This window comes from Desulfovibrio sp., assembly GCF_019422935.1.
Classification (GTDB): Bacteria; Desulfobacterota; Desulfovibrionia; order Desulfovibrionales; family Desulfovibrionaceae; genus Desulfovibrio.
On the sequence record NZ_JAHZCJ010000001.1, the window covers coordinates 185870 to 208705 of the forward strand.

The window sequence follows — 22836 nt, forward strand, 5'->3', positions numbered from 1 at the left end:
CAAAGGCGTTGATTTGTCGTGCAAAGGTGGTGCTGCGGGGTTTAGAGCCGCTTGCGAATGAAATGAGTTAACTGCTCTGGCAGATGGCCGCGCACAATTCCTGTGTGCAGCGCACCTGAGCAAACACCTGCCCAAGGGCAGCCATGTAGGCGGTCTGCACCTGGGCGGCACTTACGGTTTTGCCGTCGTGCGCAAGGTCGCGGGTGGCGCAGGCGTCGTGGGCAAGATGGCAGGTGAAGCCTAGGTCAAAGGCGGCGCGGGTGGTGGTGTCCACGCACATGTGGGTCATCATGCCCGCTATGGCGATGTTCGTGATGTTCTGCGCCTGGAGCAGGCCGAGCAGGGTAGTGTCACGGAAGGAATTGGGAAAGTGCTTTTCCACCACAGTTTCGCCCGCCAGCGGCGTAACGCTGCCATGAATGAGCGCCCCTGTTGTGCCAGGCAGAAAAAACGTGGCCGTGGGCGCAAGAGAAATATGCTGTACATGAAAAACGGGTTTTCCAGCCTTGCGAAAGGCCTTGAGCAGCAGGGCGACATTGCCGGCTGCGGCCTCGCTGCCGCAAAGCTCCATCTTGCCGCCGGGGAAGTAATCGTTCTGAATATCTATGATTATAAGAGCCTGCATGTGAGGTGCCTCATGCGGATATGCCGCCCGAAAGGTTAGCGCGGAATGCTGGTGCATGAATCTGACCGTGTGCAACCGATAGCAGTCCGCGCTCTGCCGGGTCAAGCACTGCTGCCGCGCGTACTTGACGCTGGCTGGCAAATGATGCCAAGTGACAGAAGGCATTTTGCCTCTCGGTGCAGCCATCCTGCCTGCGCACCCCACCTTATCTTCCGCACACGGCGGGCAGCACGACGGAATACCCATGAATATCGGCGCGTATACGTTTTCGCAATTCCACGGGATTGCAGAGGAATTTCACGGCTGCGCGGCTCCAGGCCTGCTTATCGGCGGCTATATGGTCGAGCTTGCCAAGGGTATGCTGCCCGAAGGAACCCTTTTTGAAGCAGTGGCGGAAACCAGCAAATGCCTGCCGGACGCGGTGCAGCTGCTCAGCCTGTGCAGCACGGGCAACAAGCGTTTGCATGTGCGCGATCTGGGGCTTTACGCAGTTTCGCTGTACGACAAGAAAACAGGCGTAGGCGTGCGCGTGAGCATAGACCCGGCAAAACTATTCGCCTATCCGGAAATCCGTAGCTGGTTCATGAAAGAAAAGCCCAAGCATGCTCAGGATATTGTGGAGCTTGAACGGCAAATTGAAGAAGCCGGGTACAGCATCTGCAAGGTGCAGCGCGTGCAGGTGGACAAGGTTTTTCTGGGACATGGCCACATGGGCACCATCGGCATTTGCCCCCGCTGCGGCGAGGCCTATCCTCTGGATCATGGCCCGCAGTGCCTTGGCTGCCAAGGGCAGGCCCCTTACACAACGCTTGACCCTGAAAATTGAGGCAAAAAGTCGTGTCTGATGCTGTAAACAGGGGCAAATCCCCCGATGTGTGGCGCTGTTCCGCCATGCAGATTTTTTTTGCTGCCGCGTGCAAGGGCGGGGCTGCACTTTGTCGGCTTGCGTTTACGCTGGTCCTCTGTTTTTCGCCCCTGCTGAGCGCCGTGGCCCCGGCTGCGCCTGCCATGCCTGCTAAAACAGGCGCGGGCAGTGCCGCGCCATCGCTGGACGTCATGATCGGCTCCATGCTCATGCTTGGCTTTCGCGGGGCGGATTTGCCCCAGGGCGATGCCTTTCTTGCACAGGTGCGCGCTGGGCATGTTGGACATATTATCCTGTTTGACCGGGATGTTACCACAGGCGGCGAACGCAATATCATTTCGCCCCAGCAGGTGCGGCGGCTCACAGCCACGCTGCGGGCGGCGTCCCCCTGCCCCATGCTCATAGCTGTTGACCAGGAGGGCGGACGGGTGCGGCGGCTCAAGCCGCAACGTGGCTTTGCCGATCTGCCTTCTGCCCAGAGCATGGGCACGGCCAGCCCGGAGAAAACCCGGGCCATCGCCCGGCAACTGGGCGTGGAACTGGCCTCGCTGGGAATTTCTGTTGATCTGGCCCCTGTGGCGGATGTGAACAGCAACCCCGCCAATCCGGCCATTGGCGCGTTGGAGCGCAGCTTCAGCCCCAATCCGGCGCTTGTGGCCGCGCACGCTCTGGCTTTTGGGCAGGGGCTGGCGCAGAGCGGCATCATCCCCGCGCTCAAGCATTTCCCCGGTCAGGGCGGCGCGCAAAAGGATTCGCATCTGGGCCTGACGGACATCACCCGCAGCTGGAATGCCAAGGCCGACCTTGCGCCCTACGCGCAGGCCTTTGCCCAGGGCTGGCCCGGCATGGTGATGCTTGGGCACCTGTACCACAAGGGGCTTGACCCGCAATATCCTGCCACGCTTTCCCGCGCGGTTGTTGCCGATTTGTTGCGCGGGCGCATGGGCTGGCAGGGCGTGATCATCAGCGACGACATGCAGATGAAGGCCATCACCGACCATTACGGCATGGAACAGGCAATGCTGCTGGCCGTCAACGCCGGGGTGGACATTCTGCTGTTCGGCAATAACTTGTATTGGGACGAAACCCTGCCCAGCAAGGCTTTTGAGACCTTGCGCGGGCTAGTGGAAAGCGGGCGCATTTCGCGCCAGCGGATCATGGAATCATGGCTGCGCATCACTAACCTGTATGCAAGCCGCGCCACTGCCGCCAGGGCCGCCGCCGATGGATCATCGGCGCTCTATCCCTGGACCAGATAAAGCGGCGGAGGTTTTATGGATACTTTGATTCTCCTGCTGGTGTTTGGCGGTATTGCCGCCATATACCTGCTTGCCCTCAAAAAAGGCTGGCTGCCCACAGACCGCCTGAACTGCGGTTGAATACCCTTTGACAAGCAGCGTGCCCTGCTTGATGACGAAGAACGGCGTTTGCGCAACAAGGCCAGAAAAGCCGCCCGTAAACAGTGCAAGTAACTGAATGAAATCAAAGCCCCCGCTCCATCATGGAACGGGGGCTTTGTTATGGGATTCTCAGAAATTGATCGGAAAATCCGTTGTGACGGCACCGAGGCCGGGGGGCCAGCCCGCGCACGGCTATTTCCCGTTCTTGGTATGCGCGGCGCGGAAGCTGTTGCAGATAATGGCGAGGTCTTCGCGCACGGTCTGGGGCTGGTTCCGGTAGCCGGGCATGCCTGTGCCGGGATAGCCCTCGGTAATGATTTTCAGGGCCTGCCCGTGGGTCAGGCTGCTGCGCGTAAAATCGGGCGGCGGGGGCTGCATGGCGCGTCCCGAGGGGCTGACGCTGCCGTTGGCCGCGTGGCATTTGGCGCAGGTGCCTATCCATACTTCAAGCGAAAGAGGGCTGATATCGCGTGGGGGCGGCGGCGTGGCTGCATACATGCCAAAGCGCTTGCCTATGACGTCCAGCAGGTTCTCCAGCTTTTCTCGGTCGAACATGCGAAAATAGGGCATGCCTGTGCCGGGGATGCCGTCGCGCACCATTTCATACACATAATCCCGGTCAGTGCGCATGGTGGTCAGGTCTGTGGCGGGGATGCGCAGGCGTGAGGCTTCCGCCCCGTCACCGTGCCCGGTGAGGCCGTGGCACGGCTCGCATGCGCCGTCATAAATGGTGTCGCCATTGTCGTACACGGTGCGCAGCTTGACGGCAAAGGCCTCCAGAGCCTTCTGGCTGAAGGGAGCCAGTTCCTGAACGCGCTGTTCGCGCAGGGCCGTTGCTTCTGCCTGCCCCGGGGCCAGCGCCTCGTTCTGCATGAGCTGGCGGGCCAGCAGCATGGAGACGAAGATAAGGGGCAGCAGGGCCAGCAAACGATAGTCGGAAGTTGACGATTCCGGTCTCAGAATCCAGACCGCCGCGCCAAGGGCCAGTGCTCCAAGGCTTATGAGCGACAGCACCGGGACGGACAGTTGCGGTAGTATGGTTGCCAGCAGGGCCAGCCCGATGACCGCCTGAGCTGCCAGAGCGCCAAGCAGCCACTTGCGCAGCAGCGGGGCCTTCTGCTTTTCATTTCTGGCAGAGAAAAATAGGTGAAAAGCCGCGCCAAAGGCCACTGCCGCGCCCAGCACATGCAGGTAGCGCAGCACCCAGTGGGGCATCCACTGCGCGCCAAAGCGGAAGCCGTGGGCGGCAAAGTCGGCCCACTCCGCAGGGCGTTCCATGAGGGTCAGCGCCCCGGTAAAGATGGCGGGCACAGTCATGAGGGCCGCAACGCCCACCAGTCCGCAGATGAGGGCCAGCCACGCGCTGGTGGCAAGCTTGTGCGCAAAACCGTCAAACAGCAGAAAGGCCGCGATCAGCAGCGGAATAATCGCCAGCCACACATATGAAAAAAGCCCCGTAACCGTAAAAAAGGCGTGTGGATGGCTTATCTGCATGAGCAGCAGCGGGCCAACGCCCAACACTACGGCCAGACTTTTGAGGCCCATGTGCGAATGGGCCACGTGTTCGTTCCAGTGTTGATCGGGCGTAGGCTGCCGCAGCAGGTCACGCAGAAAGAACAGTAGGCTCAGTATGGCCGTGCCAAGCATGAGCAGCACAAAGAGCAGATGCAGGCCGAAAGTTATGAAGAGCAGCCCCTGCATCCAGCCTTCGGGCAAGGGTTTGTTGAGAAACAGGTCTGTCCATTGCTGCATGGCTACTTCTCCCTGGCGGCTTGTTGGGCGCGGCGGGAATAGTTGGAGGAAAGCTGGAACAGATACTCCGTGAGCATGGCGCGTTCCTGCTCCGAACCCACAAAGGGCGTCATGTAGGGGGCCAGCCTCTGCGTAATGCCCAGCATGGCGTTGATGCCGTCTGCCGAGCGCCCCGCAAGGCGCTGATCAATGCCGTTGATGCCGCTTTCCGCATGGCAAACGCCGCAATTGGCCGCAAACAGCGTTCTGGCGGCCTGGGTAGCCGGGGGCAGATTGCTGCTGGTGTTGACCCAGCGGAGCCGGGGCAACAGGGGGGCGTTCTGGGCTGCCAGCGCCTCGCTTTCCACAAGGGTTATCTGGCTGGCGTGCATATAGCCCGGCATCAGGTACGGGCCACGAATAAATTCGCGCACCCGCTCAAATTCCATGACAAAACACAGGCTCATGATCAGGGCCGGAATGCACAGCAAGCGGCATGCCAGCCGTGAGCGCCCAAGCGCCGCCAGTGCCGTCAGCAGGAGTACAAGCGCGGCAACCGCGTTGGCCGCAGGCAGGAAGTCCGGCATTTGCGAGAGGTAGGATGTGGCGACCGAGAACTTCCAGTGCGTGAGGTAGGTTTGCGGCACCCGCGAAAAATACACATAGGTGGCCGCTGCCGTCACAGCCAGAGAGAGCAGCAACGCCGTGCCGCAGAGGCGCAAGGCCCTGCCGCGTTCTTCTGCCGTGCCCTTGAAGTGCCAGGCGATCCAGGCCATGAGCAGCAGTATGCCTAGGCCAAGGCCGCCGCCGACACGCAAAAAGCACTGTGGCACAAAGGTGGGGTTAAAATAGGCCTCGGCAAAGCTTCTGGCCCACGGCCAGCCCTGCGGGGTGAGCATGAAGCCCAGAATGCCTGTGATAAGAACCGCAGAAATAAAGGACGCACACACATAGCCCCAGCCAATGGCGGCCAGTGTGCCGGGTTTGTGCGTTATCAGCCGATCCCACAAGTAGTAGTAGCAGAGCAGCAGAATCACTTCGGCGGTGAAGGCGAACCATTCAATAAACCATGGCCAGAAAAACAGGTGGATGAGCGCGCCGATGCCTTCCGGCGCGAGGCTCCCGGTCAGAATCCATATGCCCACGCCCGTGACCGCCCCCACAGAAGTGGTAACAACCACCAGAGGCCCCAGCAACCGGCGGGCAATATCGGCCCAGAATGCGCCCTTGCCCTTCCATGCGAGGGTTTGAAAGATCACCAGCATGGTCATGAGGCCGATGGCCAGACCGTGGCTGATATAAACGTGCAGCACCGCATTGAGGGCAATGGTCATGCCGTCGCCCACCACAGGAATATGCAGGATGGGAAAGTTCATGGCCTACTTCCCCTGCGGCGCTTTGGGTGCGTCCGTTGTCGTTGCGGGCTTTGCGGGCGCGTAATGGGGGCGGGGCTGGCCGTCCACATAGGCCGCCACGTCAAGGGCCTGCTCTGGCGTGAGGTTGGCTGCCTCCGGCGGCATGAAGCGATGGGTAAACACGGCAAAGGTGTTTATGTCGTGCATGGTGGAGCCGTCAGTGTACGCGCCATTGCCCCAGAGCGGAGGGGAACCGTCGCCCGCGTCGCCGTGACAGGAGGCGCAGTTGTCTGCATATACGCTGGCCCCGCTGGCGGCATCGGGCTTGTGGTTGCTGTCGAGCTTTGCGGGCATGGCCCACGGCAGCTTGGCATAGACGGGGATATCTTTTGAAATCCAGTGCAGATAGGCAAGCACAGCCTGCATGGTGCGGCTGTCGAGGGCCGGGGGCGCAGCATTGAGGTTGCGCGCAAAGCAATCCTGCACTTTCTGGGCAAGATCTGCGCTGTAGCCGTGGCTGGCCAGAAAACGCGGATAGGTTGCCGCAACGCCCACAAGGGTGATGCTCGCCTTGCTGGTGCCGCCTTCGAGATGACAGGTGGCGCAGGCGAGTTCGTTGCCTACATGCTCGGGGGCGTACTGTGCCGTATCGTTGATAATATTGTAGCCGAGCATGACGGCTTCGCGGATATTTTCCGGTGCGTCCTGCGGTTTGGGCGGATTGAACTGCGGTTCTGCTGCCGGGCCTGCCTGCAAGGTTGCCAGCGCCTGCGGTGCCGGGGTTTGCCGCACGGCTGCCCCGTAATGGAAAAAGGCCAGCGTCCACGCGCCGAAGATCAGCAGAATACAGGTGAGCGTCAGGGCGTAAAGCAGAGTGCGGTTGTTCATGGCGGCTCCGGTTAGAGCATTTTTGCGTTGAAATGCTTGTGTGACGATAGATTGTCTTCGTCATGCAGGCACCTCGCAGCGCGGACTTTTGCAAAAATCCATGCAGAACAGATAAACATGTTCAATGTTGATCTGCTCCAGCGGTGACCGTGAGAAACAGGCCAGCTTGAAGCCAAAAACAGGACAGACTGGCCACAGGCTGAGGCCGCGAATTTTCAAGATATATTGTAATGGGTAACAGAACTTCCCGCTATGTCAACAAGGCGGGACAAGCGTTTTTTTCATATCCGTCTGAAATCAGGGGCCAAGTTGGCGGGGGGCGGCGGATTGGAGGAGGGGGTGGCCGGCTGGTGGAGCAACCCGGAAGGGGGATGCTGGCAGAGTCTAGGCTGGCAGGGATTGACCGCGCGTTTCCAGCACATCCTTGATGTCTATGCCCATGCGCTGAATGCGCGAGAGCAGGGTTGTGCGCTTGAGGCCCAGCATGGCGGCCACCCCGCGCGAACCCGCCATAACTCCGTTACAGGCCAGAATGGCGGCCACGATGCGGTCGCGCTCGCTGAGGGTTTCACCGGGTTGATGGTGGGCATCCGTATACACGGGCCGGTTGGGCTGCGCGGGCGCGGGCGGCGCGCTGGCCTCCTGCTTGCGCTGAGAAATGGCCGCAACCGGGGCGGGAACCTCCAGTGGGCAGATGTTCAGGCTGGGGCCGCTGGAAAGAATGACCGCGCGCTCGATAACGTTGGCAAGCTCGCGCACGTTGCCGGGCCAGAGCTGGTCGCAGAGCAGCACAGGGCGGCGGAAGGAATATTAGTGATGTTTTTCTTCATCTGTCGCGCCATCTGCTGCGTAAAATGCTTTGCCAGCAGGGGGATGTCTTCGCGGCGTTCGCGCAGCGGCGGAATGGCAAAATGTCTGCGACGCCCTTTATGCTATCGACAGGTATTCTGCAGGTGAGATTGGATTGGGCTTTCGTCTGGGGAAAATGCGAGAGAACTATTCAGAAAGCGTGAGGGAAATTGGCTTCGCAGGGGTGCATTTGGCTTTGGTGCTGAGCCTGACTTGCTGTGGATGGTCATGCAGACCGAGGCAAGATGTTTGGGAGGTGGGGCTGAAAGTGACAGAGCTTGGCAGATAGTAGACCCTCTGTGAAATAGCTTCAGCGCCCTGTAGAAAGCAATAAAAAAGGCGGAACCCTAAGGTTCCGCCTCAAAAGCACGGTATAAACCGAACTTACTTCACTTCGACGGTGGCGCCGGCTTCGGTCAGCTGCTTCTTGGCTTCTTCAGCTTCTTCCTTGGACACGCCTTCCTTCAGGGTAGCGGGGGCGCCGTCAACCTTTTCCTTGGCTTCCTTGAGGCCCAGGCTGGTCAGAGCGCGCACAACCTTGATGACGCCGATCTTGTTGGCGCCAGCTTCCTTCAGGATAACGTCGAACTCGGTCTTTTCTTCAGCGGCTTCAGCAGCGGCAGCGGGGGCAGCCATCATCATGGCGGCGGCAGGCGCAGCGGCGGAAACGCCGAACTTTTCTTCGAGTTCCTTGATGAACTCAGAAAGTTCGAGAACGGTCATATTGGAGATAAATTCAACAACTTCTTCTTTGGTAACGGCCATGATAAGTCTCCTGATCTTTGGCTTTAGTGCAAATAATTCGATGGTTGCTTGCTATGCGGCGTTGGATTTCTGATCTTCGATGCCCTTGAGGGCATAAAGCAGACCACGCACCACGTTGGCGAACAGCGAAACAAAGTTGGTGGGCACGGCGTTCATGGTGCCGAGCAACTGACCGAGGAGCTGTTCCCTTCCGGGCAGCTTGGCCAGTGCGTCAATCTGGGCGGCGGTCATAGCCTTGCCGTCCAGGCTGGCGCAGCGAAGCTCAAAGAGCTTGCTTTGCTTGGCAAAATCGCTGAGCGCCTTGGCCACCGCCACGGGGTCATCGAACCCAAAGGCTACGCCGCAGTTATCATGGAAATTATCCTTGATAGCGTTGTGCGTACCGTCGGTCAGAGCAATACGGGCAAGCGTGTTTTTAACGACGAGATATTCGCCGCCTGCATTACGCAGGGAAACGCGCAGGTTCGTCAGCTCTTCCACCGTCATGCCCTTGAAGTCCGTGATAACCGCAAAAGAAGCCTTTTCGGCGCGGGCCTTGACGGCTTCAATAATTACGGCTTTTCCAGACCTGTTCACGTGATACCTCTCACGTTCGGGGTTGCCAGGTGGAATGCCGAGCCAAAGAAGAAGTGTCTGGACAGGGTATTAAGAGCTTGCGCCCACCTGTCGTCTTCGACTCGAATTCCGTATCCTTAGACAGATTGTGGGCGCACTGACATACAGCGCGCCCACAGCCTTGAGAGCTTAGCCCTCAAGAAATTTTTTAACCTGAGCCATGTCGACCTTGAAGCCGGGACCCATGGTGGTGGACACAGCCATGGAGAGCATGTAACTGCCCTTGGCGGCGGAAGGCTTCAGGCGGTTCACGGCGTCAAGCAGGGCCTTGAGGTTGCCCAGAATCTTTTCGGGGCCAAAGGAGACCTTGCCAAGGGGAGCGTGCAGCACGCCAGCCTTGTCAACCTTGAAGTCCACGCGACCGGCCTTAAGTTCGGTAACGGCCTTGGTCACATCAAAAGTGACGGAGCCGGTCTTGGCGTTGGGCATAAGGCCACGGGGGCCAAGCACGCGACCGATCTGACCCACAAGAGCCATAACGTCGGGGGTAGCCACGGCGGCGTCAAAATCGAGGCAGCCTTCTTTAACCTTGGCGACCAGGTCTTCGGCACCCACAACATCTGCACCGGCTTCGCGGGCTTCCGCCTGCTTTTCGCCCTTACAGAACACGGCCACGCGAACGGTCTTGCCAAGCCCGTGGGGCAGGGTCACAGCGCCGCGAACCATCTGGTCAGAATATTTGGGGTCAACGCCGAGGCGCACGGCCACGTCAACTGTTTCGTCAAATTTGGCAAAGGAAGCGCCAAGTGATTTGCTGACGGCGTCTTCAATGCTGAAGCGTTCCTGAAGGTTGCTACCTTCAAGCGCCTTGCGGAAATTCTTGCCATGTCTGGGCATGAGATAATCCTTTCGTTTTGCATCTCCTGCCGAACTTTGTCTTGCGCAAAGGCGGCAGTACAATTGATTTCAACGATGGCTGCCAAGCGTTTAAAAGCTGTTGCAGCCGTAAGACCAGTGTGCCGTATATGCAACGAGCGCCCAAGGGCGCTCACGGCTTTAAATGGGCCTTACTTAACGTCAATGCCCATGCTGCGAGCGGTACCAGCAATGGACTTCACCGCAGACTCAATGCTTGCAGCATTCAGATCGGGCAGCTTCAGCTTGGCGATTTCTTCAATCTGCGCCATGCTCAGGCTACCAACCTTGTTACGGTTGGGTTCGCCGGAACCCTTTTCGATCTTGGCGGCTTTCATGATCAGCACCGAGGCCGGAGGGGTCTTGGTGATGAAGGTGAAAGAGCGGTCGGCGTACACGGTGATGACCACAGGAATGATCGTGCCCTTCTGTTCCATGGTGCGGGCATTGAATTCCTTGCAGAAACCCATGATGTTCAGGCCGTGCTGACCGAGGGCAGGACCAACCGGCGGCGAGGGGTTAGCCGCGCCAGCGGGGATCTGCAGTTTGATTTTGGCAACTTCTTTCTTGGCCATTTGAGTTATCCTTCATCGCTGCTCGCGCAGTTCAAGGCAAAGCCCTGTCGCGCGGGGGCAAGTCATTAACCTTTGGATACCTGCACGAAATCCAGTTCCACAGGGGTCTGACGACCAAAAATGGAAACGGAAACGCGCAGTTTCCCCTTGTCGTAGTTGACGTCTTCCACAACGCCATTGAAGCCGCCAAACGGCCCTTCAATAACGCGTACTTCGTCGCCGCGGTCAAAGTTGAACTTGGGCCGTGGCGTTTCCTGGCGAGACTCCATCAGGGAGAGAATGCGCTGTGCTTCACTCTCACGCATTGGGGTAGGACGGTTTTTGCCGCCCACAAAGCCGGTGACCTTGGGGATGGACTGTACCAGATGCCAGGAAAGATCCGTCATGGTCATACGCACCATGACATACCCGGGATAGAACTTGCGCGTAGAGGTGCGCTGCTGTCCACCCTTGGTAGGTTCAATAACCTTTTCAGTGGGAACAACAACTTCCTCAATAAGCCCTTCATCCTGCCCGGTGCGGCGCAACTCGTTAATGGTCTTCTGCACACGCTGCTCGAAACCCGAGTAGGTGTGCACGATGTACCAGCGAGCCTTTTTGCAGAGCTCGGAAGTTTCGTCGATAACAGGGTCTTTCATATCGGCCTTCAGGACAATAGGGTCTTGATCAGGGAAGACAGACCAAAGTCCACCAGCCCCAGGATGACAGCCATCACGGCTACAAAGCCCAAAACGGCCAAGGTGGCTTTGCGCGTTTCCTGCAACGTAGGCCAGGTGACCTTGCGCAATTCGGCCTTGGCGTCCTCAACGTAGCGAGTAAACCGTACGACAGGGTTCGGGCCTTTGTCCGCCTTAAGGTCGGCAGCTTGAGCTTGTTTTTTTGCCATGGTGTAATCCGGAGATAAAAAATGGCAGGGCAGGAGGGATTCGAACCCCCAACATGCGGTTTTGGAGACCGCCGCTCTAGCCGTTAGAGCTACTGCCCTGCACACCGTCCGGGGGGCTTATCGCCCCCCGGCGGAAGTTTATTTTACCTGGTTTCGCGATGCACAGTGTGCTTCTTATCCCAGGGACAATACTTTTTCATTTCCAGCCGACCGGTAGTATTTTTCTTGTTCTTCCGGGTGCTGTAGTTGCGGCGCTTGCACTCAGTGCAGGCCAGTATGATATTAACTCGCATATGCTACTCGATGATTTCTGTCACCACACCGGAACCAACGGTGCGGCCACCTTCGCGAATGGCGAAACGCAGGCCAGCTTCCATGGCGATGGGGGCGATGAGTTCAACGATGAACTGGGAGTTATCGCCAGGCATAACCATTTCCACGCCTTCGGGCAGGTTGATGATGCCGGTGATGTCAGTGGTACGGAAGTAGAACTGAGGACGGTAGCCAGAGAAGAACGGGGTATGACGGCCGCCTTCTTCCTTGGAGAGAACGTACACTTCAGCCTTGAACTTCTTGTGGGGCGTGATGCTCTTGGGAGCGGCGAGAACCTGGCCGCGTTCCACTTCGTCACGCTTCGTGCCGCGGAGCAGAGCGCCGATGTTGTCGCCCGCCTGGCCCTGATCGAGCAGCTTGCGGAACATTTCGACGCCGGTGCAGGTCGTCTTCACGGTGGGACGGATACCCACGATTTCGACTTCTTCGCCGACCTTGATGATGCCACGTTCCACACGACCGGTGACCACGGTACCGCGGCCGGAGATGGAGAACACGTCTTCGATGGGCATCAGGAAGGGCTTGTCGGTTTCGCGGACCGGATCCGGGAAGTAGCTGTCGCAAGCGGCGAGCAGTTCGAGCACGCACTGGGCGTCAGGGGAATCAGCGCTATCGGATTCCAGAGCCTTCAGAGCGGAACCGCGGACAACCGGGATTTCATCGCCGGGGTAGCCGTAGGAGCTCAGCAGTTCGCGGACTTCCATTTCGACGAGTTCGAGCAGTTCGGGGTCGTCGACGAGGTCGCACTTGTTCATGAACACGACGAGGTGAGGCACGCCGACCTGACGGGCGAGCAGGATGTGCTCACGGGTCTGGGGCATGGGACCGTCGGTGGCGGCAACCACGATGATCGCGCCGTCCATCTGAGCGGCACCGGTGATCATGTTCTTGATGTAGTCGGCGTGGCCGGGGCAGTCCACGTGAGCGTAGTGACGGTTGTCGGTTTCGTATTCGACGTGGGCGGTGGAAATGGTGATACCACGTTCCTTTTCTTCCGGAGCCTTGTCGATTTCGTCGTACGCGATGAACTTACCGCCCTGCTTCATAGCAGCGACTTTGGTGATGGCGGCAGTCAGAGTGGTCTTGCCGTGGTCGATGTGACCGACAGTACCAATGTTCATATGAGGCTTGGTACGCGTAAATTTTTCCTTACCCATGACGGTCTCCCTTCTTGGTTGCAGAAGATAACGGATTTTTATGGGACAGAGCCTGTGGCGTCACAAGACCATCCATCACTAGCCATCAATCTGGCAGCGCTCTGGCATCCCGATACGTTAGGCACGGCGAAATGGGGGAGGTGAGGAAGAGGCAGGTGTGGAGCGGGAAACGAGACTCGAACTCGCAACCCTCAGCTTGGAAGGCTGATGCTCTAGCCATTGAGCTATTCCCGCCTGTATGCCGTAGTCCCCTGACAGTTTTTACCTGTCTCCTACAGCCGTGTCAGCTTTTTTCATCTGGTGGAGGGGGGAGGATTTGAACCTCCGAAGTCTCACGACGACAGATTTACAGTCTGTTCCCTTTGGCCACTCGGGAACCCCTCCACTTTAGGAAGACAAAAACAGGGCCATTGCAATCTGTTTTTGTCGATGCGCGCGGAATCGCTTCCGCTTGTGCTCCAACCGGCGAACCGGAAGCCTTACGGCTTTTGCTGGAGCTGGTGATGGGACTCGAACCCGCAACCTGCTGATTACAAATCAGCTGCTCTGCCAGTTGAGCTACGCCAGCGGCAACACAGCTTATTAGCGATTTTCAAATTGCTTTGCAAGCAAAATTTTCGCTTTGGCTCAAATTTTTTCAAATCATAGTGAGCCGTGCTGCTTTTTATCGTTTTTCGCGCCTTTGCGCGGAAACGATTTGGCCTTATAGCCCTTTCCTCGCCAATGTGCAACGGTTTAATTGGGCAATATCCCGTTTATTTTCAATTTTTTTGAAAATTCCCGTGGCAGCCAGCATTTCGTGCACGGCATCCGCCTGGTTTGCGCCGTGTTCCAGCAAAACCCAACCGCCATTTTGCAGTGCAAGCGAGGCGGCATCCACAGCAGCTTTAAGGTGGAGCAGGCCGTTGTTTTCAGAGAACAGGGCGCTGTGCGGCTCGTTGCCCAGCACTTCATCCATAACCATGTGCCGCTCGGCCTCAGCTATATATGGAGGGTTGCCCACAAGCAGGCGCAAGGATTCCGGCTTGAGCGGCGGGGTGCACATGTCAGCCCGCAGCGCCGTAATCCTGTTGCCCACACCATGCCGCTCCGCATTTTGCGCGGCAACGGCAATGGCATTGGGGCAGATATCCAGCAGAATACCCTTCCAGCCAGGGCGCTCCGCCGCCAGGGTGATGCCGATGCAGCCTGTGCCGGTGCCCAGATCTGCAAAGCTGAGGCGCTCTTCCGGCAGCAGCTCCAGAGCATTATCCACTATGAGTTCCGTTTCTGGTCTGGGAATGAGGGTGTGCTGCGTAACCGCAAAGTCGCGGCCATAAAATTCCTTGCGCCCGATGATCTGGGCCAGAGGTTGCCCTGTGGCACGGCGGGCGACCAGCGCTAGAAAATCATTCTCTTCTCTGGCCGTCAGCTCCCGCCCTGCCTCCAGAATGCAAAACAGGCGGGCCGAGCCGGATGGATCTCCCTTGAGCGTTTCGCGCGCCAGCACTTCTGCACAAAGGCGGGGGCTGTCCACCCCCGCCTTTGTCAATTGTTCTGTCGCTTCATCTATATATTGCTTGAGGCGCACGAATGTCAGGCTCCGGCTTCTGCGGGGCGCTTGGGCTTTCTGGCTCCAGCGGTTTTACCTGCTTTCGTGCCTTTGGCAGCAACGCCCGTGGATTCTTCCATCTTGCTTTTGCCGCCCTTGCCCGTTGTGGAGCTGCCGCGTCCGCCCTTGGTTTCAAACACGATGGGCAGCAGTTCGTCATAATGGTGCACAGGGTGCACGATGATGCGCTTGAGCAGCTCCTTGGGCACATCCTCGAGGTCTTTGACGTTCTGGTGCGGGATGACCACATGTTTGAGGCCGCGCGTCACGCCCGCCAGGATTTTCTCCTTGATGCCGCCCACAGGCAGCACCCGGCCTTGCAGGGTGATCTCGCCGGTCATGCAAAGGTCTGCACGCACACGCCGTCCGCTCAGGGCGGAGATGAGGGCCGTGGTCAGCGTAACGCCTGCCGAGGGGCCATCCTTGGGCGTTGCGCCCGCAGGCACGTGCACGTGCAGGTCGTATTGCGACACAAAACCGGGGTCAACGCCAAGCTCTTCCGCACGGCTGCGGATGTAGCTCAAGGCCGCCTGGGCGCTTTCCTTCATCACATCGCCAAGCTGTCCGGTGAGGGTGAGGCCGCCCTTGCCCTTCATGACGGTGGCTTCAACAGTCAGCACTTCGCCGCCAGCGGGCGTCCAGGCCAGGCCCAGAGCCATGCCGGGCATGAGCTTCTTTTCCTTTTCGTCTTCAATAAAGCGGGGCGCGCCCAGCAGCTTTTCCACATCGGCCACGTCGACCATAAAGGGCGGTTTTTTGCCCTCGGCCTTACGGCGGGCCAGTTTGCGGCAAATGGAGGAAAGCTCGCGTTCAAGGTTGCGCAGCCCGGCCTCGCGTGTGTATTCGCGGATGATCTTTTCCAGGGCTTCTTCCGTCAGTTCCACGTCCTTGGGGGCAAGGCCGTTGTCTTCCACCTTCTTGGGCAGCAGATGCTTGCGGGCGATCTGGGCTTTTTCCTGCAAGGTGTAACCGGGCAGAGAAATGACTTCCATACGGTCCCGCAGGGCAGCCGGGATGGTTTCCAGATGGTTGGCCGTGCAGAGGAACATAACCTTTGAAAGATCAAAGGGCACGTTCAGATAGTGGTCGCTGAAGGTGTAGTTCTGTTCCGGATCAAGCACTTCCAGCAGGGCGGACGAAGGATCGCCCCTGAAATCCGCGCCAAGCTTGTCCACTTCGTCCAGCACAATAACGGGGTTGCGCGTTCCGGCCTGCTTGAGGGCCTGAATGATGCGCCCCGGCATGGCGCCGATGTAGGTGCGCCGATGCCCGCGGATTTCCGCCTCATCGTGCATGCCGCCCAGCGAAAGCCGCTGGAATTTGCGGCCCAGCGCCCGTGCAATGGAGCGCCCGAGCGAGGTTTTGCCCACGCCGGGAGGGCCCGCGAAGCAGAGGATCGGCCCCTTGGACTGCGGATTGAGCTTGCGCACGCTCAGGAATTCAAGGATGCGGTCCTTGATTTTGTCGAGGCCGCAGTGATCTTCATCAAGAATTTCTTTGGCATGGACAATATCCAGCCTGTCGCGCGAAAGCTTTTTCCACGGCAGTTCCACCAGCCAGTCAAGGTAGGTGCGCACCACGTTGGCCTCGGAAGAATCGGCGTGCATGCCCGAAAGGCGGCGCAACTGCTTGTCGGCTTCCTTGCGCACGTCCTTGGGCAGGCCTGCTTTTTCAAGGGCCTGCTTGAGGTTTTCAAGGTCTTCCTCGCCGTCTTCGTCCTTGTCGCCAAGTTCGGTGCGGATAGCCTTGAGCTGCTCCCGCAGAAAGTAATCCTTCTGCGCCTTGTCCATGCCCTCGCGGGCCGAGCTCTGGATGCGCGCCTGCACGGTGGCGACTTCAACCTCGCGCTGCAACTGGGTGTTGACCAGCATGAGGCGGTCAATGGGATTCTCCGCCTCGAGAATGCGCTGTGCATCGGCGGTTTTCATGCGCATGTTGGCGGCGATGAGGTCGGCCAGGCGGCCCGGATCGTCCACGCCCTGCAAGACTGCAAGCACATCTGGCGAGGAAAGACCGCGCAGGGTCAGCACCTTTTCGCTCTGCTCGCGCACGGAGCGCAACAGGGCCTCCACCGTGGCGTCCACCACAGGGATCTGCTCGGGCAGGGTTTCAATGCGCGCTTCAAGGAAGGGTTCCACCTGACGGTAGCCCGTAACCCGTGCGCGGCTCACGCCCTGTACAAGGATTTTCACCCGCGAATCGGGCATCTTGAGCATGCGCATGACCTGCACCACCGTGCCGACCTCGTAGAGGTCTTCCGGCTTGGGGTCTTCGGTGGTTTCTTCTTTTTGCGCGCACACAAGCAGGTGCCGTCCGTTCTTCAGGGCTGCGTCCACGGCCTGCACTGATTTGTCGCGCCCGATAAAGAGCGGCAGGATCATATAGTTGAAGATAACCACGTCTCTGACCGGCAACACGGGCAGCGTGTCGGGAATGCTCTGCGCCGCCGTATTGAGACTGCCCTCGTGATCCAGCGTCTCGGGCGCGTTCATTTCCGCCTTGTCCGTTTCGCTGTCGATGGCAGGTTCTGCCTCAATGGGTTCTTCCTGATTCAGCAAAATGTCTTTTTCATTGATGTCAGCCATATATATTCTCCCCGACTGCTTTCGATTCAAATGCGTTGTGATTGCGTTATGCTGTAGCAGTCTCCATCAGTAACGATGACGTGATCCAGAAAGCGCAGCCCCATGCGGGGCGCAAGTCTTTGCAGTTCTTCTGTCAGCAGGCGGTCTTCCTGCGAAGGCCCCGGATTGCCGCCGGGGTGGTTGTGCACCAAGATTATGCCGCTTGCCTTGCGAAGCAGGGCCGCTTCAAGAACGTCCCTTGGGTAGATTGAAATTTCTGCAATGCCGCCCCTGCGCAGGCGCTCCCAGGCCATGAGACGGTTGCGCCTGTCTACCAGCGCCAGCCAGCATTCTTCGTGGGGGCTTGTGCCAAGCCGGGCCTGCGCCATGCGGGCTACGGCCTCGGGTGTTGCCAGAACTTCTTTTTGCCGCAGCTCTGCCGCTGCGTAGCGCGCCCGCGTTTCGCCCAAAACCCGCCATAAGGCCAGCAATCCCGGCCCAAAACCGGGCACCTGCAAGAGTTCTTCTGGCCTTGCGTCCAGCGCCCCGCGAATGCTGCCAAACTTCTGTATCAGTTCCTTGGCGAGGGGCTTTGTGTCCTTGCGGGTCAACCCGTAGCCTAGCAGCAGCTCCAGCACTTCATAATCCGCCACTGCTGTGGGTTCCAGTTCCAGTCTTTGCCGCAGCCGCTCACGATGCCCGAGGCTTGTGGGCGGGGTGGATGTTGGCTTTGCTGTCATAAAATAAGCAGTCTTGGAGGTTGCGCAAGGGGGCGGGCGGATAAAGGCGCATGCATCCCGCAAATCCTTTGCCGTTTTTTACGTGAGCGAAAATGATAAATGCGGATCGCAGCGGAATCTGGGTCGCAATAACCGCATTTGCACCGCGCAAGGCTGGCGCGGCGATGTTCTGCCCGGCGGTTTGCGTCAGGCGCGGGTACGGCCTGCGGCAAACAGGTCTGTCATGCGGGCCGCGAGATAGTCCAGGCTCTGGCTTGGCGATCTGCGTCCGCTCTTTACCTGCAACTCCGCATCCATAACAGTGGACATGCACTCCGCAAGCACCGAGGGGCCGAGCCGGGTTGCCAGCTGTTTTTTGAAGGCGGCCTCGTTGGGATGAACGCGCACCTTTTCCCCTGCCCACAGTTGCCAGAGCAGGCGCAACTCGCGCGCCAGCAGGGCCAGCAAAGAAAACAGCAGGCTGTCGACGTCCTGACTGCGCGAAAGTTCTTTCCACACGGCGGTGAGGTTGCCCGCCTCCATGTGTCGGATACAGTCAAAGACGTTGCACTCTGGATTCCACGAAGCCGTGGCGGTCATGGCAAGAGTAATGGTGCCCTGGTCGGGAACCTGATCCGCCCCGTGAGACTCTGCCTGTGATTTTTCCCGGGCAGTATCCTGCGCGGTATTGCGCAGCAGTTGCAGCTTGATCAGTTCATTTTCAATGGCCAGGGCATCGGGAGGCACAGAGGCGCAGAACTGCTCCAGGGCGTCCTGCTCAAAGCGCAGCCCCATCTCGTGCGAGCGTTGCAGCACGTGCTTTTTAACCGCCCGTTCGTTCAGGCCGTCCTGCCGCCATATCCAGCCCTGCTGATCGGCAAAGGCCATGCAGCGCAGCTTAGCAATGTGCGCGGGGATTTTGGGCTGGCCTTTGTCCCAGGCCACTTCCATACAAAAAAAGGGCCAGCATTGTTCCGATGGCCGGGCCAGCGCATGCGAAACCTTTTTCCATACCGCTGCGGGCCACAGGTTGGCCTGTCGCACCACGAGCACACGCGGTGCGCCGAACAGGCCTTGCAGCGTAAGCTGCTCCCAGAAGCGCGGCGAGGGTTCCTCGTCGCCCCAGTAGACGTGCCGTTCCCACTGCCCGCTGGCGGGCGGAAAGGAAGAAAGCAGCTGCTCCATGCGCGCGCGCAGCAACTGCCCGTCAGGGCATACAAGAAAACTGAATCCGGGATGTGCCGCGCTCATGATGTTCCATGGTTCTGAAAATTGATAAAAAAAAGACTGCCGTAGCAGCCTCGGAATAAAACCCGCCCGGAATAAATCCCGCCTTGGAATAAACTCCGTAAATCCAGGTTTATCGTCTGGTAGAACTGCCAACACAGTCAGTATAGGTACAAAAGAGGGAACGGGGAAGGGGTATACAGGCGGAAGGGGCGTTTTTCATCTGCGAAAAACAGCCCCTTCCACCATGATAATCAGTTAGTTGGCAACGATGTTGACCAGTTTGCCGGGAACCACCACCACCTTGCGCACGGTCAGGCCGTCAATGTGGCGCTGCACGGAGGAATCAGCCAGTGCGGCCTGTTCCATGGCGGCTTTGTCCGCCGCTGCGGGGATCTGCACCGTGCCGCGCAGCTTGCCGTTGACCTGAAGGGCCACGGTGAGCATGTCCTGCACGGTAGCCGCATCGTCCCACTTGGGCAGAAGCTCGCTGGCAAGCTGGGTGCCGTGCCCCAGGTGCTGCCACAGTTCTTCGCAAACATGGGGCGTGATGGGCGAAAGCAACGTAAGCACGGAAGCCATGGCCGAAGAGAATACGCGGCGGTCGCCTTCCGTGGCGCCGAGCTTTTCGCGCGAAAGGTACATGGCGTTGACCAGCTCCATAACGGCGGCAATGGCCGTGTTGAACTGGAAGCGGTCGCCCATGTCTTCGCTGCATTTCTTGACCGTAAGGTGCTCGCGGCGACGCAGGTCGCGGGCTTCCTCGCTCTGAGCGTCCTCAGCCGTGGACTGGCAGGCTTTGAGGGGCAGCAGGCGGTCTTTTTCTTCATCAAAAAGACGCCACACGCGGCCAATAAAGCGCGACGCGCCTTCGATGCCAGAATCCGACCAGTCAAAGTCGCGCTCGGCGGGCGCGGCAAAGAGGCAGAACAAGCGCACCGTATCCGCGCCGTATTTGGCGATCATGTCGGAAGGCGCAACCACGTTGCCCTTGGATTTGGACATCTTGCTGCCGTCTTTCAGCACCATGCCCTGAGTGAGCAGGTTGGCGAAAGGCTCGTTGAGTTCGGCAGGGAAAAAGCCCAGATCGCGCAACACCTTGGTGAAAAAGCGCGAGTAGAGCAGATGCAGGATGGCGTGTTCCACGCCGCCGATGTACTGGTCAACGGGCAGCCAGTACTTGAGGGCTTCCGCATCAAAGGGGCCATCTTCCTTGCGGGCGCTGGTATAGCGCGCGAAATACCACGAGGATTCCACAAAGGTATCCATGGTATCGGTCTCGCGCCGGGCGGTTCCGCCGCACTTGGGGCAGGTGCACGAGGCGAATTCCGGCGTTTCCGGCAGGGGAGAGCGCCCGTCTTCACGGATTTTCACGTCCATGGGCAGCAGCACGGGCAGGTTTTCTTCCTTTTCAGGCACCACACCGCATTTGTCGCAGTAAATAACGGGGATGGGCGCACCCCAGTAGCGCTGGCGCGAAATGTTCCAGTCGCGCAGGCGGAACTGCGTGGTGGCCTTGCCCTTGCCGTCCTTTTCCAGCGCCTGAGCCACGGCCTTTTTGCCGTCTTCGTTGGCGGTGCCGTCAAAGGGGCCGGAATTAACCATGAAACCTTCAGCTGTATAAGCTTCGGTCAAGGTTTCAGGATCAATCTTCTCATCCTTGGGGCTGATGACCACGCGCAGGGGCAGGCCGTATTTGCGGGCAAATTCAAAATCGCGCTGGTCGTGTGCGGGAACGCCCATAACCGCGCCGGTGCCGTAATCAGCCAGAACAAAGTTGCCCAGCCACAGCGGCACGCGCTGCCCGGTAAAGGGATGCACGGCGTAGGCACCGGTGAAGATGCCTTCTTTTTCCAGCGAATCGGACTGGCGGTCGATGCGGTCCATATTGCGGATGCGATCCACAAAGGCGCGCACTTCATCGGCTTTTTCGTAGCCTTCAATGAGCTTTTCCACCAGCGGATGCTCGGGGGCCAGCGTCATGAAGGTCACGCCAAAGAGCGTGTCGGGCCGCGTGGTGAACACGTCTATGCCCGTGACGCCTTCTGCCTTGAGGCCCGCGTTTTCCAGACCAAAAGTGATGGCCGCGCCTGTGGATTTGCCAATCCAGTTGCGCTGCATGGCGATAACGCGGTCGGGCCAGTCGCCTTCAAGGCTTTGCAGGTCTTGCAGCAGTTCATCGCCGTAGGCCGTGATCTTGAGGAACCACTGCGTCAGATCCTTTTGCTCCACGCGGCTGTCGCAGCGCCAGCAAAGGCCATCGACAACCTGCTCGTTGGCGAGAACCGTGTGGCACGAGGGGCACCAGTTCTGCGCTGCCTTTTTGCGGTACACGAGGCCTTTTTCCAGCAGGCGTAAAAAAAACATCTGCTCCCAGCGGTAGTACTCGGGGCGGCAGGTGGCGATTTCGCGATCCCAGTCATAGGAATAGCCAAGGCGCTTCAGCTGGGCGCGCATGTTGTCGATGTTGGCGTAGGTCCACTTGGCGGGGTGGGTATTGTTTTTGATGGCCGCGTTTTCCGCAGGCAGACCAAAGGCGTCCCAGCCCATGGGGTGCAATACGTTGAAGCCCAGCATGCGCTTGCTGCGCGCCACCACATCGCCAATGGCGTAGTTGCGCACGTGCCCCATGTGGATATTGCCCGAAGGATAGGGGAACATTTCAAGCACATAATACTTGGGCTTGTTGCTCTGGTGGGTGCAGGCAAAAGCGTTTTCGTCCTGCCAGCGAGACTGCCACTTTTCTTCGATAGCTTGCGGATTATAGCGTTCGTGCGTCATGGGGCTTTACCGGATTACTCGGATATGGTTGAAGGATCGGCAGCGGGCCGGGAGATTCCGCCGGTTTCCAGAGCCTTTGCCACGGCATCAAGAATGCCGTTGATAAAGCTCTTGGCGTTGCCTTCGCCAAACTGGCGGCTGAGTTCCAGCGCCTCGTTGATGGCAACCTTGGGCGGCACATCACTGCGGTACATGATTTCAAAAACGGCAAGGCGCAGCAGGGTCAATTCCACACGACCCATGCGGTCAACGCGCCAGTTGCGGGAAAAATTGGTGATGGCTGCGTCCAGCTCGTCGCTCTTGCTCCACACGCCTGCCACCAGTTCCCAGGCAAAGCCAGAGGGATGGCTGGGCGGATCCTGACCTTCCCAGCGGGCAATGTAGTCGGGAGAAATGCGAAAGATGCGCCGCAGATCGTCAATATCACGGGCCGGGGTGAAGGAAAGGCCGTACAGAACCTGAAAGGCCAGTTCGCGTTCGCCGCGGCGTGTGGCTGATTTGGCTTTTGCCATGGGTTACAACTGCTCCATAACGCGGATGGTTTCCAGCATGGCTGCCGCTGCTTCCACGCCCTTGTTGCCGCCCTTGGAACCGGCTCGTTCGATGGCCTGTTCAATGGTGTCGCAGGTCAGCAGGCCAAAGCCGATGGGGACGCCGGAGTGCATCATGGCCTGGGCAATGCCCTTGCTGGCCTCGGCGCACACGTAGTCAAAGTGGGGGGTGCCGCCGCGAATAACCGCGCCAAGCGCCAACACGCCGTCATACTTGCCGGAATTGACCAGTTTCTGGCAGACCAGCGGCATTTCAAATGCGCCGGGAATGCGCACGATGGTGATGTTGGCGGTATCAAGGCCGTGACGTTCCAGATAATCCTGCGCGCCGCCCACAAGGCGGTCTACGATAAAATCGTTGAAACGGGTGGCCACAATGGCGATCTTGAGGCCCTTGGCGTCCAACTGTCCGGCGATGGTGGTAACAGTGCTCATGGCAACTCCTTGGCGCGTTGGCGCAAGGCCCGCGCGCTAACGCGTTTTTTGTAATATTTCTGTAAGCGA

22 protein-coding genes and 4 tRNA genes are annotated in these 22836 nt (G+C 58.9%); 2 read left to right on the forward strand and 24 right to left on the reverse strand.

Going from position 1 to position 22836, the window contains the following annotated elements; all coding sequences use genetic code 11:
* Positions 1 to 67: 67 nt before the first annotated feature.
* The gene (locus QZ383_RS00705) at positions 68 to 625 is read right to left on the reverse strand and encodes a cysteine hydrolase family protein (protein ID WP_291442215.1); all 558 of its coding nucleotides are present in this window, start codon (positions 623 to 625) and stop codon (positions 68 to 70) included.
* Between the two features lie 244 nt (positions 626 to 869).
* Between QZ383_RS00705 and QZ383_RS00710 the strand changes: the two genes are divergently transcribed.
* A complete protein-coding gene (locus QZ383_RS00710; RefSeq protein ID WP_365860626.1) occupies positions 870 to 1451 on the forward strand; it encodes a formylmethanofuran dehydrogenase subunit E family protein in 582 nt (193 codons plus the stop codon).
* Between the two features lie 11 nt (positions 1452 to 1462).
* Positions 1463 to 2749, forward strand: a complete 1287-nt coding sequence (locus QZ383_RS00715; protein ID WP_291442217.1) for a glycoside hydrolase family 3 protein — start codon at positions 1463 to 1465, stop codon at positions 2747 to 2749.
* A 333-nt stretch (positions 2750 to 3082) separates the two neighbouring features.
* Here the strand turns inward: QZ383_RS00715 and QZ383_RS00720 are convergent, their stop codons facing one another.
* The 23 genes from QZ383_RS00720 to ribE all read right to left on the reverse strand — a co-directional run bounded on the left by QZ383_RS00720 (position 3083) and on the right by ribE (position 22767).
* Positions 3083 to 4642, reverse strand: a complete 1560-nt coding sequence (locus QZ383_RS00720) for a cytochrome c (protein ID WP_291442220.1) — start codon at positions 4640 to 4642, stop codon at positions 3083 to 3085.
* 2 nt (positions 4643 to 4644) lie between these two features.
* Positions 4645 to 5997, reverse strand: coding sequence for a cytochrome ubiquinol oxidase subunit I (locus tag QZ383_RS00725; RefSeq protein WP_291442222.1), 1353 nt, complete (start codon positions 5995 to 5997; stop codon positions 4645 to 4647).
* Between the two features lie 3 nt (positions 5998 to 6000).
* The gene (locus QZ383_RS00730) at positions 6001 to 6864 is read right to left on the reverse strand and encodes a c-type cytochrome (protein ID WP_291442224.1); all 864 of its coding nucleotides are present in this window, start codon (positions 6862 to 6864) and stop codon (positions 6001 to 6003) included.
* A gap of 384 nt (positions 6865 to 7248) precedes the next feature.
* Positions 7249 to 7656, reverse strand: coding sequence for a hypothetical protein (locus QZ383_RS00735; RefSeq protein ID WP_291442226.1), 408 nt, complete (start codon positions 7654 to 7656; stop codon positions 7249 to 7251).
* Between the two features lie 441 nt (positions 7657 to 8097).
* Positions 8098 to 8478: a 50S ribosomal protein L7/L12 gene (gene rplL / locus QZ383_RS00740; protein WP_192111373.1), complete on the reverse strand. Its 381-nt coding sequence runs from the start codon at positions 8476 to 8478 to the stop codon at positions 8098 to 8100.
* A gap of 51 nt (positions 8479 to 8529) precedes the next feature.
* A complete protein-coding gene (gene rplJ / locus QZ383_RS00745) occupies positions 8530 to 9054 on the reverse strand; it encodes a 50S ribosomal protein L10 (protein ID WP_291442230.1) in 525 nt (174 codons plus the stop codon).
* A gap of 168 nt (positions 9055 to 9222) precedes the next feature.
* Positions 9223 to 9930: a 50S ribosomal protein L1 gene (gene rplA, locus QZ383_RS00750; RefSeq protein WP_291442232.1), complete on the reverse strand. Its 708-nt coding sequence runs from the start codon at positions 9928 to 9930 to the stop codon at positions 9223 to 9225.
* A 170-nt stretch (positions 9931 to 10100) separates the two neighbouring features.
* On the reverse strand, positions 10101 to 10523 hold the full coding sequence (gene rplK / locus QZ383_RS00755; protein WP_022658434.1) for a 50S ribosomal protein L11: 423 nt from the start codon (positions 10521 to 10523) through the stop codon (positions 10101 to 10103).
* A gap of 65 nt (positions 10524 to 10588) precedes the next feature.
* On the reverse strand, positions 10589 to 11161 hold the full coding sequence (nusG, locus tag QZ383_RS00760; protein ID WP_022658435.1) for a transcription termination/antitermination protein NusG: 573 nt from the start codon (positions 11159 to 11161) through the stop codon (positions 10589 to 10591).
* An 8-nt stretch (positions 11162 to 11169) separates the two neighbouring features.
* Entirely contained in the window at positions 11170 to 11409 is a 240-nt protein-coding gene (gene secE, locus QZ383_RS00765) for a preprotein translocase subunit SecE (RefSeq protein WP_022658436.1), read from the reverse strand.
* A gap of 22 nt (positions 11410 to 11431) precedes the next feature.
* A tRNA-Trp gene (locus QZ383_RS00770) sits at positions 11432 to 11508 on the reverse strand.
* Between the two features lie 44 nt (positions 11509 to 11552).
* The gene (rpmG, locus tag QZ383_RS00775; RefSeq protein ID WP_008684737.1) at positions 11553 to 11702 is read right to left on the reverse strand and encodes a 50S ribosomal protein L33; all 150 of its coding nucleotides are present in this window, start codon (positions 11700 to 11702) and stop codon (positions 11553 to 11555) included.
* 3 nt (positions 11703 to 11705) lie between these two features.
* Entirely contained in the window at positions 11706 to 12899 is a 1194-nt protein-coding gene (gene tuf / locus QZ383_RS00780) for an elongation factor Tu (RefSeq protein ID WP_291442235.1), read from the reverse strand.
* 158 nt (positions 12900 to 13057) lie between these two features.
* Positions 13058 to 13133: transfer RNA gene (locus QZ383_RS00785), tRNA-Gly, on the reverse strand.
* Positions 13134 to 13197: 64 nt separating this feature from the next.
* Positions 13198 to 13283, reverse strand: a tRNA-Tyr gene (locus QZ383_RS00790).
* 108 nt (positions 13284 to 13391) lie between these two features.
* Positions 13392 to 13467: transfer RNA gene (locus tag QZ383_RS00795), tRNA-Thr, on the reverse strand.
* A gap of 135 nt (positions 13468 to 13602) precedes the next feature.
* Entirely contained in the window at positions 13603 to 14469 is an 867-nt protein-coding gene (prmC, locus tag QZ383_RS00800; RefSeq protein ID WP_291442236.1) for a peptide chain release factor N(5)-glutamine methyltransferase, read from the reverse strand.
* Between the two features lie 5 nt (positions 14470 to 14474).
* On the reverse strand, positions 14475 to 16982 hold the full coding sequence (gene lon / locus QZ383_RS00805; protein ID WP_291442916.1) for an endopeptidase La: 2508 nt from the start codon (positions 16980 to 16982) through the stop codon (positions 14475 to 14477).
* 119 nt (positions 16983 to 17101) lie between these two features.
* Positions 17102 to 17794, reverse strand: coding sequence for a DNA repair protein RadC (gene radC / locus QZ383_RS00810; protein WP_291442238.1), 693 nt, complete (start codon positions 17792 to 17794; stop codon positions 17102 to 17104).
* A gap of 186 nt (positions 17795 to 17980) precedes the next feature.
* On the reverse strand, positions 17981 to 19024 hold the full coding sequence (locus QZ383_RS00815; RefSeq protein WP_291442239.1) for a DNA polymerase III subunit delta: 1044 nt from the start codon (positions 19022 to 19024) through the stop codon (positions 17981 to 17983).
* A 234-nt stretch (positions 19025 to 19258) separates the two neighbouring features.
* Positions 19259 to 21781, reverse strand: coding sequence for a leucine--tRNA ligase (gene leuS / locus QZ383_RS00820; RefSeq protein WP_291442241.1), 2523 nt, complete (start codon positions 21779 to 21781; stop codon positions 19259 to 19261).
* A 14-nt stretch (positions 21782 to 21795) separates the two neighbouring features.
* Positions 21796 to 22293, reverse strand: coding sequence for a transcription antitermination factor NusB (nusB, locus tag QZ383_RS00825; protein WP_291442242.1), 498 nt, complete (start codon positions 22291 to 22293; stop codon positions 21796 to 21798).
* 3 nt (positions 22294 to 22296) lie between these two features.
* Positions 22297 to 22767: a 6,7-dimethyl-8-ribityllumazine synthase gene (gene ribE, locus QZ383_RS00830; protein WP_022658445.1), complete on the reverse strand. Its 471-nt coding sequence runs from the start codon at positions 22765 to 22767 to the stop codon at positions 22297 to 22299.
* Positions 22768 to 22836: the final 69 nt, after the last annotated feature.